Annotated in this window: 17 protein-coding genes; 8 read left to right on the forward strand and 9 right to left on the reverse strand. The window is 71.1% G+C overall.

Features of this window, described 5'->3' with window-relative positions:
- The first annotated feature begins 193 nt into the window (after positions 1-193).
- The 3 genes from J8403_RS17400 to J8403_RS17410 all read left to right on the forward strand — a co-directional run bounded on the left by J8403_RS17400 (position 194) and on the right by J8403_RS17410 (position 2,056).
- Positions 194-793 (forward strand): 50S ribosomal protein L25/general stress protein Ctc, encoded by a 600-nt coding sequence (locus tag J8403_RS17400; protein WP_211123995.1) that lies wholly within the window; start codon positions 194-196, stop codon positions 791-793.
- 84 nt (positions 794-877) lie between these two features.
- On the forward strand, positions 878-1,468 hold the full coding sequence (pth, locus tag J8403_RS17405) for an aminoacyl-tRNA hydrolase (RefSeq protein ID WP_059144719.1): 591 nt from the start codon (positions 878-880) through the stop codon (positions 1,466-1,468).
- Positions 1,469-1,537: 69 nt separating this feature from the next.
- Positions 1,538-2,056 (forward strand): hypothetical protein, encoded by a 519-nt coding sequence (locus tag J8403_RS17410; RefSeq protein WP_211123996.1) that lies wholly within the window; start codon positions 1,538-1,540, stop codon positions 2,054-2,056.
- 444 nt (positions 2,057-2,500) lie between these two features.
- Here J8403_RS17410 and ppc read toward each other — a convergent pair whose 3' ends face one another.
- A complete protein-coding gene (ppc, locus tag J8403_RS17415) occupies positions 2,501-5,221 on the reverse strand; it encodes a phosphoenolpyruvate carboxylase (RefSeq protein ID WP_211123997.1) in 2,721 nt (906 codons plus the stop codon).
- Positions 5,222-5,466: 245 nt separating this feature from the next.
- Between ppc and J8403_RS17420 the strand changes: the two genes are divergently transcribed.
- The 3 genes from J8403_RS17420 to J8403_RS17430 all read left to right on the forward strand — a co-directional run bounded on the left by J8403_RS17420 (position 5,467) and on the right by J8403_RS17430 (position 7,680).
- Positions 5,467-6,447, forward strand: coding sequence for an acyl-CoA desaturase (locus J8403_RS17420; RefSeq protein WP_211123998.1), 981 nt, complete (start codon positions 5,467-5,469; stop codon positions 6,445-6,447).
- Positions 6,444-7,154 (forward strand): TetR/AcrR family transcriptional regulator, encoded by a 711-nt coding sequence (locus J8403_RS17425; protein WP_211123999.1) that lies wholly within the window; start codon positions 6,444-6,446, stop codon positions 7,152-7,154. The genes J8403_RS17420 and J8403_RS17425 overlap by 4 nt, the downstream gene beginning before the upstream one ends.
- Positions 7,155-7,221: 67 nt before the next feature.
- Complete coding sequence (locus tag J8403_RS17430) at positions 7,222-7,680, forward strand: hypothetical protein (protein ID WP_211124000.1); 459 nt, start codon at positions 7,222-7,224, stop codon at positions 7,678-7,680.
- Positions 7,681-7,684: 4 nt separating this feature from the next.
- On the opposite strand, the gene J8403_RS17435 is transcribed toward J8403_RS17430, so the two are convergent.
- Positions 7,685-8,527, reverse strand: a complete 843-nt coding sequence (locus tag J8403_RS17435) for a hypothetical protein (protein WP_211124001.1) — start codon at positions 8,525-8,527, stop codon at positions 7,685-7,687.
- 189 nt (positions 8,528-8,716) lie between these two features.
- Here J8403_RS17435 and J8403_RS17440 point away from each other — a divergent pair, with 189 nt between their 5' ends.
- On the forward strand, positions 8,717-9,850 hold the full coding sequence (locus tag J8403_RS17440) for a Gfo/Idh/MocA family protein (protein ID WP_211124002.1): 1,134 nt from the start codon (positions 8,717-8,719) through the stop codon (positions 9,848-9,850).
- Between the two features lie 3 nt (positions 9,851-9,853).
- Here J8403_RS17440 and J8403_RS17445 read toward each other — a convergent pair whose 3' ends face one another.
- The 3 genes from J8403_RS17445 to J8403_RS17455 form a co-directional block, all read right to left on the reverse strand.
- Positions 9,854-10,498, reverse strand: coding sequence for a Uma2 family endonuclease (locus J8403_RS17445; protein ID WP_211124003.1), 645 nt, complete (start codon positions 10,496-10,498; stop codon positions 9,854-9,856).
- A gap of 124 nt (positions 10,499-10,622) precedes the next feature.
- Positions 10,623-10,985 carry a VOC family protein gene (locus tag J8403_RS17450; protein WP_211124004.1) on the reverse strand — a complete coding sequence of 121 codons (363 nt, stop codon included), beginning with the start codon at positions 10,983-10,985 and terminating at the stop codon, positions 10,623-10,625.
- Complete coding sequence (locus tag J8403_RS17455; protein WP_211124005.1) at positions 10,982-11,830, reverse strand: trans-aconitate 2-methyltransferase; 849 nt, start codon at positions 11,828-11,830, stop codon at positions 10,982-10,984. Before J8403_RS17455 ends, J8403_RS17450 begins: the two co-directional genes overlap by 4 nt.
- Before the next feature lie 136 nt (positions 11,831-11,966).
- Between J8403_RS17455 and J8403_RS17460 the strand changes: the two genes are divergently transcribed.
- Positions 11,967-12,464, forward strand: a complete 498-nt coding sequence (locus J8403_RS17460; RefSeq protein WP_014054422.1) for a MarR family winged helix-turn-helix transcriptional regulator — start codon at positions 11,967-11,969, stop codon at positions 12,462-12,464.
- Here the strand turns inward: J8403_RS17460 and J8403_RS17465 are convergent.
- The 4 genes from J8403_RS17465 to galT form a co-directional block, all read right to left on the reverse strand.
- Positions 12,423-13,277: a response regulator transcription factor gene (locus J8403_RS17465; protein WP_211124006.1), complete on the reverse strand. Its 855-nt coding sequence runs from the start codon at positions 13,275-13,277 to the stop codon at positions 12,423-12,425. The two genes, J8403_RS17460 and J8403_RS17465, sit on opposite strands and share 42 nt — an antisense overlap.
- Before the next feature lie 320 nt (positions 13,278-13,597).
- Positions 13,598-14,830: a galactokinase gene (gene galK, locus J8403_RS17470; protein ID WP_425519805.1), complete on the reverse strand. Its 1,233-nt coding sequence runs from the start codon at positions 14,828-14,830 to the stop codon at positions 13,598-13,600.
- On the reverse strand, positions 14,797-15,774 hold the full coding sequence (gene galE, locus J8403_RS17475) for a UDP-glucose 4-epimerase GalE (RefSeq protein ID WP_161560252.1): 978 nt from the start codon (positions 15,772-15,774) through the stop codon (positions 14,797-14,799). Before galE ends, galK begins: the two co-directional genes overlap by 34 nt.
- Entirely contained in the window at positions 15,771-16,814 is a 1,044-nt protein-coding gene (gene galT, locus J8403_RS17480) for a galactose-1-phosphate uridylyltransferase (protein ID WP_211124008.1), read from the reverse strand. The genes galE and galT overlap by 4 nt, the downstream gene beginning before the upstream one ends.
- Positions 16,815-16,956: the final 142 nt, after the last annotated feature.

The raw sequence follows: 16,956 nt of genomic DNA on the forward strand, positions 1-16,956 counted from the left end.
AACCTGCTCTGTCCGGGTCTGGAGGCCACTCCCGTTCGGGGGTGGCCTCTACCGTTGGTAGAATTGCCGGGTTGCTCGGCGAGGGAGGCCGCGTTCGTTCGCGGCTGTCCGTTATCGACGCGCTCTTCGTAGCAAGGTCTGTCGTGGGCCGGGTGACGCCCACACACCGTAAACGATCTACGAGGAGTGCCCCATGGCCGAGGTCAAGATCTCCGCTCAGCCCCGTACCGAGTTCGGCAAGGGTGCGGCCCGGCGTACCCGTGCGGCCGACCGTGTTCCCGGCGTGGTCTACGGCCACGGCGTCGACCCGCTGCATGTCACGCTTCCGGCGCATGACCTGCTGATGGCGCTGAAGACCCCGAACGTTCTGCTGCGTCTGAAGGTCGAGGGCGGCAAGGACGAGCTGGTCATCCCGAAGGCCGTACAGCGTCACCCGATCAAGATCGGCGTTCTGGAGCATGTCGACCTGCTGCTGGTGCAGAAGGGCGAGAAGGTCACCGTGGAGGTGCCGATCCTCACCGAGGGCGACCTGGCCCCGGGTGGCAACCTGCTCGAGCACCTGCTGAACGCGCTGCCGGTCGAGACCGAGGCGACCCACATCCCGGAGTCGGTCACCGTCTCCATCGCGGGTCTGGACGCGGGTGCCACGATCCACGCCAAGGACATCGCCCTTCCGGCGGGCACCACGCTGGCGGTCGAGGACGACGCGGCCGTGCTGCAGGTGGTCGCCGCCCAGGCCGAGGCTCCGGCCGAGGAGGGCGCCGAGGGCGAGGCCGAGGGCGCCGAGGCGTAGTCTTCGGCTGCTCCCGTTCGCTTTTCCGGCCGCCGTCCCGCCTGTGTGGTGGGGCGGCGGCCGTCCTCAAGGAGAGACATCCAGATGACGGACGACGCGAGCCCTTGGCTTGTGGTGGGCCTCGGCAATCCCGGGGGCGAGTACGCGGGCAATCGCCACAATGTCGGCTTCATGGTGGCCGATCTGCTGGCGGAGCGGATGGGTGCCCGTTTCAAGGCGCATAAGTCGCGGGCGCAGGTCGTCGAGGGCCGGGTGGGTCCGCCGGGGCCGTTGAGCCGCCGGGTCGTGGTCGCCAAGCCGATGTCCTTCATGAATCTGTCGGGCGGTCCGGTGACCGCGCTGCGCGACTTCTACAAGGTGCCGGTGGGTCATGTCGTGGCGGTCCATGATGAATTGGACATCGATTACGGCGCGCTGCGGTTGAAGGTCGGCGGGGGTGACAATGGCCACAATGGGTTGAAGTCGATCACCAAGTCGTTGGGGGCGGATTACTGCCGGGTGCGCTTCGGGATCGGCCGTCCGCCGGGTCGGATGGATGTCGCGGCGTTTGTGCTGAAGGACTTTTCCGCTGCGGAGCGCAAGGAGTTGGACTATTTCGTGGACCGTGCGGCGGATGCGGTGGAGACGCTGATCGCGGACGGTCTGGAGCGCGCTCAGGGTACGTACAACTCCTGAAAAACGCCGTTCGCCCGTTTGTTCGGCGGAAGGTTGACCGGGCGCCCGGGGATGGCAAGGATCGCCGCCATGGCTTCCACCGGTGTGACCAAGCGCAGCCGTACGCGGCGGGCGGGCGAGAGCGCGTACGGGCTCCTGTTGCTGGCGAAGAACGTGGCGATGGGGCTTGTCGCGTTGCTGATCCTGGCCGCCGGGGTGTGGTCGTCCTGGGATGACGCCAAGCCGGCGATGCTCACCAAGGGGCTTGAACGCGGCACCGTGACGGTCTCCGACTGCGGTGAAGAGTGGTGCACCGGCTCGTTCGCCCCGGCCCGCGCGGGTGGCGAGTCCCATGGCCGGGTGCAGGTCGACAAGGCGGTCACGGACGGGACGGGCGACCGGTTCCCGGTGGCCCTCAAGCCGGGCACGGACCGCGCCGTCCGCACGGGTGCCGCGGGCATCCTCCACGCCTGGGTCCCCTTCGGTGGCGCGCTCCTCCTCACGTCCCTGATCGTCGCGGGCGGTCTCGGCCTGCGCCGCACGGGCTGGACGATGGGCCTGCTGGGCGCGGCGCTGCTGGGGGCGTCCTTCGCGACGCTTACGCTGTAGCGTTTTTCGCGGCGCCCCCGCGTCTGGGCTCGCCTCTCGTCAGGCGCCACCACGCCGTGGTGTAACCGGTCCCGTGGCACGCCTAGTTCGGCACCGCCGACCGCCACCATGGGAGTCCTCGCCGTCCCGGCGGGAAGAAAAGCGGACCCGGCCGACCGCCGGAGCGGTGACGCCGGAGCAATCACCGGGCGCCCCCGCGAACGCGCGAACGCGCACACCGTCGTGTGACTCGTCCCGTGGCACGGCCGGTTCGGCACCGCCGGACCCCACCGTGGGAGTTCTCGCCGTCGCGGCGGGGAAGAGGTGGCAGGCAGCGGCGGGGCCTGCTGCGTGTCGGGGGGTCGGGGGCGGAGCCCCCGGAAGCATCAACCCACCAACGCATGCCGGGCGGGCCCGCTCCCCCGTGGGGAGCGGGCCCGCCCGGCGTCACGGCATACGCCCTGTTCAGCCCGTGTTGCGGAGGCCCGCCGCGACGCCGTTGACCGTGAGGAGGAGGGCGCGGCCGAGCAGCGGGTCGGGCTCTTCGCCTCGTTCGCGGGCGGTGCGCTGGCGGTGGAGCAGGGTCACCTGCAGGTACGAGATCGGGTCGAGGTAGGCGTCCCGGACGTGGAAGGTCTGCTTCAGCACCGGGTTGGAGTCGAGGAGTTCGCGCTCCCCGGTGATGCGCAGTACCTCTCGTACCGTCAGTTCGTGCTCTTCCTGGATGACGTCGAAGACGTGCTTGAGGTCTTCGGGGACCAGCGTGTCGACGTAGTGGCGGGCGATCCGCAGATCGGTCTTGGCCAACGTCATTTCGACGTTGGACAGGAAGTTGCGGAAGAAGTGCCAGTGCTGGTGCATTTCGTCGAGGACGCCGTCGAGTCCTGCTTCGCGGGCGGCCTTGAGGCCGGAGCCGACGCCGAACCAGCCGGGGACGATCTGCCGGGACTGGGTCCAGCCGAAGACCCAGGGGATGGCGCGGAGTCCGTCGAGGCCGGCGCCGGAGTCGGGGCGGCGGGAGGGCCGGGAGCCGAGGTGGAGGTCGGCGAGCTGGTCGACGGGGGTGGAGGCGAAGAAGTACGCGGGCAGGTCGGGGTCGTCGACGAGGGCGCGGTAGGCGCCGTGGGCGGCGTCGGAGACGGTTTCCATGGTCGCGTCCCACCGGGCGAGTGCCTCGTCGGACTGGCGGGGCGCGGTGTGCAGGGCGGATGCCTGCAACGTGGCGGCCACCGTCAGCTCCAGGTTCTCGCGGGCGAGCGAGGGCACGAGGTACTTGTCGGAGATGACCTCGCCCTGTTCGGTGACCTTGATCTCGCCTTCGAGGGTGCCCCAGGGCTGGGCGAGGATCGCGTCGTGGGTGGGGCCGCCGCCGCGGCCGACGGTGCCGCCGCGGCCGTGGAAGAGCCGCAGCCGTACGCCGTGCCGGTGGGCGACGTCGCGCAGCAGCCGCTGGGCGCGGTGGATTTCCCACTGGGAGGTGGTGATGCCGCCGAACTTGGACGAGTCGGAGTAGCCGAGCATGACCTCCTGGACGTCGCCGCGGAGGGCGACGAGGCGTCGGTAGGAGGGGTCGGCGAGCATTTCGTCGAGGAGCTTGTCGGCGATCTTGAGTTCTTCGGTGGTCTCCAGCAGCGGGACGATGCCGATCTTGGCCCAGCCGGCGTGGAGGTCGATGAGTCCGGCCTCGCGGGCGAGGACGGCGGCGGCGAAGACGTCGTCGGAGCCCTGGCACATGGAGATGATGTAGGACTCGACGATGTCGGGGCCGAAGCGCTCGAAGGAGTCGCGGATGGTGCGGAAGACGCCGAGGGTCTTGGCGCCGGCGGCGTCGAGGGGGGCCGGGCTGGGGGCGAGGGGGCGCCGGGAGCGCAGTTCCTTGGCGAGGAGCTTGCGGCGGTAGTCGCGGGGCATGTCGGCGTAGCGCCAGGATTCCTCGCCGAGCCGGTCGAAGAGCTGGCCGAGGGCGTGGTGGTGGGCGTCGGCGTGTTCGCGGACGTCCATGGTGGCGAGCTGGAGGCCGAAGGCGGCGAGGGTGCGGATGGCGCGTTCGAGCCGGCCGCCGGCGATGAGGTGGCCGCGGTGGGCGCGCAGGGAGTCCTGGATGAGGTGGAGGTCGGTGAGGAGTTCGCCGGAGCCGAGGTAGTCGCGGCCGGGCTGGTGGGGGGTGTCGCCGGCGAGCCGTTCGCGGGTGTTGACGATCTTCTGCCGCATGCAGGTGGCCTTGAGCCGGTAGGGCTCTTCGGCGTTGAGCCGCTTGTAGCGCGGGCTGATCTCGGGCAGCAGTTCGAGGTCGCGCTGGAGGGAGGCGAGGAGTTCCTCGGAGGCGCCGGTGTTGCGGATGGAGCTGGAGAGGGCGGCGCGCAGGTCGTCGATGATCTCCAGGGCGTCGTTGATGCCGTGTTCGTGCTGGAGGATCAGGACGTCGCGGGTCACCTCGGGGGTGACGTTGGGGTTGCCGTCGCGGTCGCCGCCGATCCAGGTGCCGAAGGTGAGGGGGCGGGTGGTGGCGGGCAGCTCGACGCCGACGCGCATCAGTTCGGCGGTGAGGTCCTCGAGGACGTCGCCGACGGCGCCGGCGTGCAGTTCGTCGAGGTAGTAGATGGCGTTGCGGGCCTCGTCGGCGGGTTCGGGGCGGGCGACGCGCAGTTCGTCGGTCTGCCAGAGCAGGTCGATGTTCTCGGCGAGCCGCAGGTCGGCGCGGCGGGCGTCGCCGCCGACGGCGAGGGTGTCGAGCAGTTCGGCGATGCGGCGGAGCTTGGTGAGGACGGTGCGGCGGGCGGCCTCGGTGGGGTGGGCGGTGAAGACGGGGCGTACGCCCAGATGGGCGACGGTCTGCCGGAGGTGCTCGGGGTCGGCGTCCTTGAGCTGGTCGACGGTGCGGGCGAGGATGCCGCCCTCGGCGGCGCGGCGGGTGCGCAGCTCGCGGCCGCGGTGTACCTGTTCGGTGACGTTGGCCAGGTGGAAGTAGGTGGAGAAGGCGCGCACCAGCTTGGCGGCGGTCTCCAGGTCGGTGGAGCCGAGCAGGTCGGCGGCGGCTTCGCCGTCACTGCGGGTGAGGGCGCGGACGCGCTCGACGAGTTCGAGGAGGTCGGGTCCCTCCTGGCGGACGAGGGTCTCGCCGAGCAGGTCCCCCAGACGGCGGATGTCGGCACGCAGAGCGGCGTTGGTGTGGTCGGCACTGCTCACAGGTGCGGGCTCCTTGCAGTGAACGGGGTTCGAAGCGCGGCATCAGGGCTTGTGCGGCGGGCGCCGCGGGCTGCTGACCCGGTGCTTTCGGCCATGTGCGGACCGCGCTGTCCGACGTTCCCAGGATAGGCGGCGCGACCCTGGGTGAAACCAGAGCCCTATTGCCCCGCTTCCCGGCCCTGCCATACTTACGACGCCGTAGGTTACGCATCCGTAGCCATGCCCCGAGCCCCACGAGGGATCCCATGACTGCAAGCCCCGACGTGGTCAACGACACGCCGAAGGCCCAGGAGGCCCCGCTTCCCTCCGCCACGCTCGGCGGGGACAGCAAGCGTTCCATCGAACAGATCACCCTTCTCCTGTTCATCACCGTCCCCTTCGTCGCGCTGGTCGCGGCGGTCCCCCTGGCCTGGGGCTGGGGGGTCAGCTGGCTGGATCTGGCGCTGTTGGTGTCGATGTACTACATCGGCTGCCACGGCATCACGATCGGCTTCCACCGTTACTTCACTCATGGCTCGTTCAAGGCGAAGCGGCCGCTGCGGATCGCGCTGGCGATCGCGGGGTCGCTGGCCGTGGAGGGGCCGCTGGTCCGCTGGGTGGCCGATCACCGTAAGCACCACAAGTTCTCCGACGCGGATGGCGACCCGCATTCCCCGTGGCGGTACGGCGAGACCGTTCCGGCCCTGATGAAGGGGTTGTGGTGGGCACATATCGGATGGATGTTCGATGAGGAGCAGACGTCCCAGCACAAGTACGCACCGGATCTGATCAAGGACGGCGCCGTCCGGGCGGTCTCCCGGCAGTTCGTGGTGTGGACGCTGGTCTCCCTGATGCTGCCGCCGCTGATCGGCGGGCTGGCGACCTGGTCCTGGCAGGGCGCGCTGACCGCCTTCTTCTGGGGGTCCCTCGTTCGGGTGGCCTTGCTGCACCATGTGACCTGGTCGATCAACTCGATCTGCCATGCGGTGGGCAAGCGCCCGTTCAAGTCGCGGGACCGCTCGGGCAATGTGTGGTGGCTGGCGGTGCTCTCGTGCGGCGAGTCCTGGCACAACCTGCACCACGCGGACCCGACCTGCGCCCGGCACGGGGTGATGAAGGGCCAGCTGGACTCCAGCGCCCGGATCATCCGCTGGTTCGAGAAGGCGGGCTGGGCCTATGACGTCCGCTGGCCGAGCCAGGCCCGTATCGACTCCCGCCGTCAGGAGGAGTCCGTCGGAGCGGCATGATGGAGGGCGTGGCGACCGACAGTAATACCAGCGGTGAAAAGGACCGGCGGGGCCGGCCGGGCCGGCCCTCCGCATCCGGGACCCGGCGGCCCCGCCGGGTCCGGATGACCGGCAAGGAGCGCCGGGAGCAGCTGCTGGACATCGGTCGCACGCTCTTCGCCGAGCGTGGCTTCGAGGGCACGTCGGTGGAGGAGATCGCGGCGAAGGCGGGGGTCTCCAAGCCGGTGGTGTACGAGCACTTCGGCGGCAAGGAGGGGCTGTACGCGGTCGTGGTGGACCGTGAGATGCGGCGGATGCTGGACATGGTGACCACATCGCTGACCGCGGGCCATCCCCGGGAGCTGTGCGAGCAGGCCACCTTCGCCCTTCTGGACTACATCGAGGAGTACACGGACGGCTTCCGGATCCTGGTCCGTGACTCCCCCGTCGCCCAGTCGACGGGCACCTTCGCCTCGCTGATCAGCGATATCGCCACCCAGGTGGAGGACATCCTGGGCCTGGAGTTCAAGGCCCGCGGCTTCGACGCCAAGCTGGCCCCGCTGTACGCGCAAGCGCTGGTGGGCATGGTGGCGCTGACGGGCCAGTGGTGGCTGGACGTCCGCAAGCCGAAGAAGGCCGAGGTGGCGGCGCATCTGGTGAACCTGGCCTGGCACGGTCTGGACGGTCTGGAGCCGAAGCCGCGGCTGATAGGCCATCGCAAGGCGTGACCTCCCGGTACTGGTCCGCGCGTCCTCCCTGCGGGGATGATGGGGGGCTCGGGGGGAGGGGGATGGCATGGGCACGGGGGAGCGGTCCGAGGCGCGTCGGAGGGCGGTGGCCGTGGGGCCTGGCGTCTGTCATGCGCTGGGCCTGACGATGCTGGTCATCACGGAGTGGGTGCGCGCGGATCTGAAGGACGCGACGTCGATGACCTCGCACGGCTATCTCAAGGGCATGATCGAGTTCGCGGGCTCGCTGGCCGACACGGACTGGTACCAGCCCGCCGTGGAGCTGTACGACAAGGTCTCCTTCGGTGAGCCGCGGGCGGCCCTGTGGGCGGCTGTGATCATGGCGCTCGTCGTGCGGCTCAACCGCTACGGGCCGCACGAGGCCCAGGAGGTGCTGTCCTGGGTGGCCGCCGCGTACTGCCTGCTGGGCACGCTGGCGCTCCTGCCGTATCTGGCCGCTCCGGGGGCGGGCGTCATTCTGGTGCTGGCGCTGTGCGGGGGCGTGGTGAACCTGGCGACCCGTTGACCGGTCAGCCCTGGTAGACCATGGTGCACAGCAGTGTCCGGCCGTCGTTCACCAGCCAGGACCAGTAGTACGTACGGTCGCCCTGGACCCGGGCGCAGTTGGCCGAGGAGGCGCCGGCCGGGGCCTTGTAGACGCCGGTGATGTGCAGAATCCGGTTGTACCGGGCCGGGACCCGCTTGGCGTCGCAGTCCACCACGGTCATCAGCCCGGCGTTCATCCGCGCCTGCTGCCCGCTGCCCGTCTGCTCGGCCAGCAGGCAGTACCCCACCGCGAACTTGCGGGTCAGGCACAGGGCGGTGGTCCGCCCGCGCGAGGTGTAGGACATGGAGTTCTGGCCCGGCCCCTGCGGGCAGGCCCCGCCGCTGCTCCGCACCGCGCTCACCCACATGAACGCGTTTCCGGCACCGCAGGCCACCTGGACGGGCATCCTGCTGTTGTACTGCCCGTCCCCGGTGTCGTACACGGCGAGGCAGTCCCCGGGGCTCACCGCCCGGTACGCCTCGTCGGTGGGATCCGGCGCCACGGTGGGCGAGGCGGGCGCCCGGGTCTCGGCAGGCCGTCCCCCTCCCCCGCCGCCTCCGGAGCCGTACCCGGGCAGCGAGGCGCTGGGGAGGGCCGTGGGGCCGTTGCTGGGGAGCCCACCGGGGCTCGTCGGCAGGCGCGGTGCTGCGCCGTCCGGCAGCGCACTGCCCGCGAAGGAGGTCCTGTCGTCCCCCTCGACCACCTGCGGCAGCACGAGCACGGCGAACGCGAGGGCGGCGGCCACCAGTATCCAGATGCCGCGCTGCCGCTGCTCCTCGGTGCCCTCGCCCCTGCCCAGATCCGCCCCGCCCGACGCGCTGCTCATGGCTCTCCCCCGAGAACGTGGCCACGGTTGTGTTGTTCGGCGCGTCCACGGTCTCATGTCGGATCGCTTCTGGGGAGCGCCGCGGCAAGGTGCGCGGCAACACCCTCGAGTGTTCGACGTACGGCGAACACTCGGCTAAGTTGGGTTCCTGCCCGCGCGTTCCGCGCGTTCCTCTGAAGGAGCTCCGCCATGCCCTCATCGGTTTCCGGTCCCCGTACCCCCGTCCGCGTCGGCATCGTCGGCCTGAGTGCGAACGGCGGGTGGGCCGCCCGCGCCCATGTTCCCGCGCTGGCCGCCCTGGACGGCTATGAGCTGCGGGCGCTCAGCGCGAGCAGCGAGGAGTCCGCCCGCGCGGCGGGCGCGACGTTCGGCGTGCCGCTGACCTTCGGCAGCGCCGCGGATCTCGCCCGCAGCGAGGAGGTCGACCTGGTGGTGGTGACGGTCAAGGTGCCCCACCACCGTGAGCTGATCGTTCCGGCCCTGGAGGCGGGGAAGCCGGTGCTGAGCGAGTGGCCGCTGGGCACCGACCTGGCCCAGGCCGAGGAGCTGGCGGCGCTCGCCGAGGCCAAGGGGGTGCGGACGGCGGTGGGCCTTCAGGCCCGCTCCGCCCCGCCGGTGCGCTATCTGCGCGATCTGGTGGCCGACGGCTATGTGGGCCGGGTGCTGTCCACCACGCTGGTGGGCTCGGGCCGGGGCTGGGGCCCGACGTTCCGCGACGGCGGTGACTATCTGCTGGACCGGGCCAATGGCGCGACGCTGCTGTCCATCCCGTTCGGCCACACCGTCGACGCGCTGGCCATGGTGCTCGGTGAGTTCACCGACGTCTCCGCCACGACGGCGACCCGCCGGCCCCAGGTGACGCACGAGCCGACCGGGCGGACCGCGACCATGACGGCCGAGGACCAGATCGCGGTCACCGGGACGCTGGAGTCGGGCGCGGTCGCCGCCGTCCACTTCCGGGGCGGCACCTCCCGCGCCACCGACTTTCACTGGGAGATCAACGGCACCGAGGGCGATCTGGTGGTCAAGGCCGACTCCGCCGCCCTGTGGATGGGCCGGATCACCCTCCACGGCGCGCGCGGATCCGACGCCGAACTGACCGAGCTGCCCGTCCCCGCCTCCTACGAACTGCTCCCCCGGTTCGCCGGACGCTCGACCGAGACCGCGTACAACGTGGCGTACGCCTACGCCCAGTTCCTGGAGGACCTCACCACGGGCACCCACCACACCCCGGACTTCGCCCACGCGGCCGCCCGCCACCGACTGCTCGACCGCGTCCAGGAGTCGGCCCGCACCGGGGCGCGCCTGACGGTCACGAGCTGATCGTCACTGCCTGACGATCGCGTCCCCGATGACGAAGCCCTTGGCGGGGCCGTCGGGGATGACGGCGTCGGTGCCGTAGGGGACGCGGTGCTCGTCGGCGTAGACAGCCTTGTCGGGGTTGGGGGCGGTCAGCACGACGACCGTCCCGTCACCGTCGAAGTCGTCGATCAGGACGTAGAGCGGGATGCCCGCGCGGGCGTAGGCCCGGCGCTTGCGGTCGCGGTCGCGCGACTTGGCCTCCCGGCCCGGTGAGACCACCTCGAAGACGCCCTTGACCCCGCTCGCGTCCACGCCGAGGTCTTCCTCGTCGGGGATCTCGTCGAGATCCTCGGGAGCGATGAAGACGTCGGGGATCCAGACCTTGCGGCGGTGGATGATGTCGACGTCCTGGTACGCGACATCATCGCCACCTTCGAGATGGGCCTCCAAGGCCCGGCGGAGGCGGTTGATGATCACGCCATGACGGCGACGGCCGGTGGGCGACACCTCGATGTACTCCTCGACGATCTCGGCCCGGTAGCCCTCGGGGAGTTCCATGGCCTTCCACGCCTGCCACAGCACCTCGTCCAGGGACGCGGTCTCATGCCCGGCGACCGGGGGCAACCCGTCGTCCACGGCAGAGCACGGCTCATGCGCGAGAGCGGTCATCGTGAAGCACCTCCTCCATCAGTCTGGGCGCCGACGCCACTGCGGCACAAGCGACACCGTGACGCTATGGATCCGGGAAGCTCCCTCACGGCGAACTTCCGACCGATCATCCGATCGAGTGGTATCACCCGATCGGCTCCAGGAACTCCAGCCGGTTGCCGACCGGGTCCTCGGAGTAGAAGCGGCGGTGCCCCGGCAGCCTCTCGTCCCAGACGACCTCGGCGCCCTGCCCGGCCAGGCGGGCGGCGAAGGCTTCTATGTCGATGACCCGCAGGCCGGGGTGGGCCTTGTGGGAGGGGCGGAAGTGCGGCTCGATGCCCAGGTGCAGCTGGACCGGGCCGCAGGCGAACCACAGACCGCCGGCTGCCGCCAGGGCGGGCGGTTTGGGGATCTCGGTCATGCCGAGCGTCTTGCCGTAGTAGGTGCGCAGCGCGGGCTCGCTGCCGGGCGGGGCGGCGAGTTGGACGTGGTCCAGGGCCGCGATCACCGCTGGGCCGTCCGGGCCACGACGAAGATGCGGCGGAACGGGAAGGCCGTGCCGTGAGGGCCGGAGGGGTAGGCGTCGCGGAGTTGGGCGGCGTAGGCGGCGAGGAAGCGGTCGCGGGCGGGCGGGTCGTCGGCGAGGGCGGTCAGGACCGGGCGCAGGGCGGTGCCCTTGACCCAGTCGAGGACGGGGTCGGGGCCGGTCAGGACCTGCACATAGGTGGTCTCCCAGGCGTCGACCTCGCAGCCGAGGGCGGCCAGGCGCTCCAGGTACTCGGTCGGCTCCAGGACGGAGGCGGGGTCGCGGAGGCGGTCGGCGAGGCGGTCGCGCCATTCGGGGGCGTCGCACAGGTCGCGCAGCAGGGTGTGGCTGGGGGCGGTGAAGTTGCCGGGGACCTGGAAGGCGAAGGTGCCGCCGGGGCGCAGTCCGGCCAGCCAGGTGCCGAAGGAGTCGGGGTGGCCGGGGATCCACTGGAGGGCGGCGTTGGAGACGATCAGGTCGTAGGGCTCGTCCGGCGCCCAGTCCCGTACATCGGTCTGGCGCAGGTCGAGGCGGCCGCCGCCGGTGGTGGGGCCCGCGAGGGGCTGGGCCTCGGCGAGCATCTCGGCGGAGTTGTCCAGGCCGGTGACGTGGGCGTCGGGCCAGCGGTCGAAGAGCAGGACGGTGACGTTGCCGGGGCCGCAGCCGAGGTCGGCGATGCGGGGCGGGCGGCCGGGGCCGGAGCCGGGGCCGGAGCCGGGGCCGGTGGGCAGTTCGGGGACGCGGGCCAGCAGGTCCTGGAAGGGGCGGGTGCGGTGGCCGGCGTGGCGCAGGTACTGCCGGGGATCCCAGTTGGGCGCGGTGGTCATGGTCGGTCCCCCTGTGGGTACGGTCGGTACGGGGCGCGCCGCCGTGACCGCCGCGCGTCCCGGTGTCTTACCGTTGCCCACGATGTCTCTTGATGTCAAGAGACTTCATGTCGACAGACCCACTACACTGATCGCCATGGAGGACGAGGTCGATCGGCTGGTCGCGGCGTGGCGGCGGGAACGCCCCGACCTCGATGTGGAACCGCTGGAAGTGCTCAGCCGGGTCAGCCGGCTCGCCCGCCATCTGGACCGGGCGCGGCGGATCGCCTTCGCCGAGCACAATCTGGAGCCCTGGGAGTTCGATGTCCTGACCTCGCTGCGCCGGGCCGGGCCCCCGTATCAGCTCTCCCCCGGGCAGCTGCTGACCCAGACTCTGGTCACCTCGGGCACCATGACCAACCGCATCGACCGGCTCGCCAAGAAGGGGCTGGTCGAGCGGGGGCCCGACCCGAGTGACCGGCGCGGTGTGCTGGTCCGGCTGACCGCCGAGGGGCGTGACCGCGCCGATCAGGCACTGGCCGGGCTGCTGGACCATGAGCACGCCATTCTGGCCGAGCTCTCCCAGGCCCAGCGCGCCGAGCTGGCCGCGCTGCTACGCCAGTTGACCGCCCCGTTCGACAATCTCCCCGGCTAGGTCGACCGGGCCCACCCCGGCGCGCCGGGCCAGTGCCACGGCGGCCAGCGTGGAGTGCACGCCGAGCTTGCCCAGCACATTCTGCATATGGGTGCGGACGGTGTGCGGGGAGAGGAAGAGCCGCTCGGCCACCGCCTTGCGGCCGAGCCCGGCCACCATGCAGCGCAGCACCTCCCGCTCACGCGGCGTCAGCGACTCGACCAGCCGCTCGCTTTCGGTGCGGTGCTTACGGGCGGCCGTCAACTCCCGCAGGACGCCGGTGAGCAGCGCGGGCGGCAGATGGGTCTCCTCCCGGAGCACTCCCCGGATGACCGCGAGCAGCCGGACCAGCGAGCAGTCCTTGGCGACCCAGCCGGACGCCCCGGCCTGCAGTGCCACCGCCGCGCGGCGCGGATCGTCGCGCTCGGCCAGCACCACGGTGCGCACCCCCGGCTGGGTGGAGCGGACCGCGCCGACGAGCCATATGCCGTCGGCCGCCCGGCCGTTCACCACCCGGGCGGGGCCGCCGTGCGGAGCGCCGTGCGGCCCGGCGTGGACGCCGTTGTGCGGCGTGCCGTTCGCCGCGCCGTAGGCCACCTCGGCCGGCACCGGGAGCGGTGGGCCCGCACCCTCGGCGGCGGTGCCCAGATCGGCGTCGACCAGCAGGATGTCGAAGCGGCGCCCCTCCGCCGCGGCGCGCTCCAGACAGCGCAGCGCCGCCGGGCCGCTGCCGGCCGCCGCCACGTCCACGTCCTGTTCCGCCGCGAGGGCGGCGGCCAGTGACTCGGCGAAAATACGATGGTCGTCAACCACGAGAACCCGAATACGTGCCACGGACAACCCCCCAGTCGCCGGATGAAGATTCCGGATACACCGAGAAACAGTGCGGGTACGGCGCCCGGCGCAAGGTCACCGCAACCCGCACGGCCGCCGCCGTGCTGTGATTGCTACCCGCCCCGGGCGTCGTACCTGACTGTCTCGCCCCCTGAACAAGCGTCGGCCCCCACCGACGCTGTACTCAGAGTAAGGCCGTGGTCTCATATAGGAAGCGGATTAGCGAAACTGACTGTTCTCGGCTGTTCACTGTGTGTTTCTTGTTCGCTCTTGGGGACTGAGTGATCCACGAGCCGCGAAGATTTACCGAGAACGCCCGGCTACCGCCGTCGCGCCCCCGCGCTGGGCACCGCCGGGAAGATCCGCGGAGCACCGTAACCGGCCGCGCCGAACGCCTCGGTCACCGCCTTGCCCACCGCCTCCGCGTCCGCCTCCGCCACCAGCACGATGGCCGAGCCGCCGAAGCCGCCGCCGGTCATCCGCGCCCCCAGCGCCCCCGCCGCGTTCGCCGACTCCACGACGAGGTCGAGCTCGGCGCAGGAGATCTCGAAGTCGTCGCGGCAGGAGGCGTGCCCGGCGGTCAGCACCGGTCCGATGGACCGCGTGTCCCCCGCGTCGAGCAGCTCGATGACCTCCTCCACCCTGCGGTCCTCGGTCACCACATGGCGCACCCGCCGCCGGGTGGTCGCGTCGTAGCCCAGCCGCTCCAGCTGGGCGAGCGTCGCCTCCAGCCCGTCGAAGGGCACATCGCGCAGTGCCGGCACCCCGAGCGCCTCGGCGGCCGCCTCGCAGGCGGCCCGCCGGTTCGCGTAGGCGCCGTCGCCCAGTTCGTGCTTGACGCGGGTGTCCACCACCAGCAGCCGCAGCCCCTCGGCCGCCAGGTCGAACGGCACCTGGCGCTGGGTGAGATCACGGGCGTCCAGGAACAGCGCGTGCCCCTCGGTGCAGCACGCGGACGCCATCTGGTCCATGATCCCGCAGGGCACGCCCACGAAGACGTTCTCCGCGCGCTGGCACAGCTGGGCGATGCGCCGCGGGGTGATCCCCAGTCCGTACAGGTCGTTCAGCGCGGTGGCCGTGACCACCTCCAGCGCGGCGGACGAGGACAGCCCGGCGCCGGTGGGCACGGTGGACTCGAAGTGCAGGTCCGCCCCACCGGCCGCGCCCGTCAGCAGCCCCTCCTCGCGCAGCGTCCAGACCACTCCGGCCGGATAGGCCGCCCAGCCGCCGCGGTCGCCGCCGCCGGCCCCGCCCGCGACCGGCGCCAGCTCCTCGACCCGCAGCTCGACGATGCCGCCCGGGGCGTCGCCCGAGTGGAGCCGCAGCACCCCGTCGGTGCGCGGGGTGGCGGCGGCCAGGCAGGTGTGGGGCAGGGCGAGCGGCATGACGAAGCCGTCGTTGTAGTCGGTGTGCTCACCGATCAGATTGACCCGGCCCGGTGCCGCCCAGACGCCCTCCGGGTCGGTGCCGTAGACCTCGTGGAACCCCGCCGTGGCCCGCCCGGGGCCGTGCTCGTCCGTCACTGACTCTCCCTCCGCTGCGCGAACTCCCATGCGTCCGCGACGATTCCGGCCAGGTCGGCGCGGGTCGGGCGCCAGCCCAGGCGCTCCTTGGCGCGCTCGGCGGAGGCCACCAGGACCGCCGGGTCGCCGCCGCGGCGCGGGGCGGCGATCTCCGGGATGGGGTGGCCGGTGACCTGGCGCACCGTCTCGATGACCTCGCGGACGGAGAAGCCGTTGCCGTTGCCGAGGTTGCAGATCAGGTGCTCGCCGGCGGAGGCCGCGCCGAGGGCGAGCAGATGGGCGTCGGCGAGGTCGGCGACGTGGATGTAGTCGCGGACGCAGGTGCCGTCGGGGGTGGGGTAGTCCTCGCCGAAGACCGAGATGGCCTCGCGCCGGCCCTGGGCGACCTGGAGCACCAGGGGGATGAGGTGGGACTCGGGGTCATGGCGCTCGCCGTAGGCCCCGTAGGCGCCCGCGACGTTGAAGTAGCGCAGGGAGACCGCGGCCAGCCCGTGGGCGGCGCATTCGCCGCTGATCATGTGGTCGACGGCGAGCTTGCTGGCGCCGTAGGGGTTGGTGGGCGCGGTCGGCAGGTCCTCGGTGATCGGGACCTGGTCGGGCTCGCCGTAGGTGGCGGCGGTGGAGGAGAAGACGAGGGTGCGCACGCCTGCGTCCCGCATCGCGGCGAGCAGCTCGGTGGTGCCGCCCACATTGTTGACCCAGTACTTCTCGGGGTTGACGACGGACTCGCCGACCTGGGAGAACGCGGCGAAGTGCAGCACGCCGTCGAAGGTGGGGTCGAGCCACTTGCCGGCGTCCTGGATGCGGCCCTCGATGAACTCCGCGCCCTCGGGGACCCCCTCCCGGTGCCCGGTGGACAGGTCGTCCAGCACCGTCACCCGGTGACCGGCTTCGAGCAGATGCGCCGCGACCACGCTGCCGACATAGCCGGCGCCGCCGGTGACCAGGTACTTCTTCTGCTGCGCATTGCTCACTTGCTCGCTACCTCTCGCAGTCGCTCGGCCGCGGCCTCCGGCGGCACATCGTTGATGAACACATTCATGCCGGATTCGGAACCCGCGAGAAACTTCAGCTTGCCGGAAGTGCGGCGGATGGTGAAAAGCTCGAGGTGAAGTGCGAATTCACCGCGGTCGGTCATGCGGTACGGCGCCTGGTGCCAGGCGGAGATGTAGGGCGTGGGCGGCTCACCCTCCCCGAAAATCCGGTCGAAGCGCTTCAAGAGTTCCAGATACATCTGTGGAAACTCTGTGCGCGCGGCCTCGTCCAGCGCCGGCAGGTCCGGGACCCGCCGCTTGGGGTAGAGGTGCACCTCGTACGGCCAGTGGGCGGCGTAGGGGACGAACGCGACCCAGTGCTCGCCGTCGAGCACCACCCGGCGCCCGTCGGCCAGCTCATCGGCGACCACATCATCGAACAGATTCCGACCGGTGGCCACACGGTGCTCGGCGAGCGAACGGAGCATCAGCTGTGTACGAGGGGTCACGAAGGGATACCCGTAGATCTGGCCGTGCGGATGGCCGAGGGTGACGCCGATCTCCTTGCCGCGGTTCTCGAAGCAGAAGACCTGCTCGACGGCGGGGTGTTGGGCCAGCTCGGCGGTGCGGTCGGTCCAGGCGTCGAGCACCAGAGCGGCCTGCGCGGCGTCGAGGTCGGCGAAGGAGGCGTCGTGGTCGGAGGTGAAGCACACGACCTCGCACCGGCCCGAGTCCCCGGCCAGCGACGGGAAGCGGTTCTCGAAGACCGCGACGTCGTAGTCGGGGGCGGGGATCTCGCTGTGCCGCCCCTCGCGGGAGGGGCACAGCGGGCATTCGTCGGCCGGCGGGTGGTAGGTGCGGGCCTGGCGGTGGGAGGCGATCGCCACCCGGTCGCCGAGGAGGCGGTCGTGCCGGATCTCGGAGCGGGTCGCGATGGGGTCGAGCGGCCGCTGGTCGACGGCGTCGCGCACCGCGTCGTCGCGCGCGTCGTAATAGATCAGCTCGCGTCCGTCCGCGAGCCGCGTCGCCGTCTTCTTCACTCCGCCAGCTCCTGTCAGGTGCACCCAACACAACTCAACATAATGAACCACAAGCCAACAGTGGCGTCAATGCACGGCGAAGCTGCTCGGACAAACCACAAGAATTCGGATACGTTCACCGAACGTTTCTGGTGCATTCCGT

The organism is Streptomyces yatensis (genome assembly GCF_018069625.1).
GTDB lineage: Bacteria > Actinomycetota > Actinomycetes > Streptomycetales > Streptomycetaceae > Streptomyces > Streptomyces yatensis.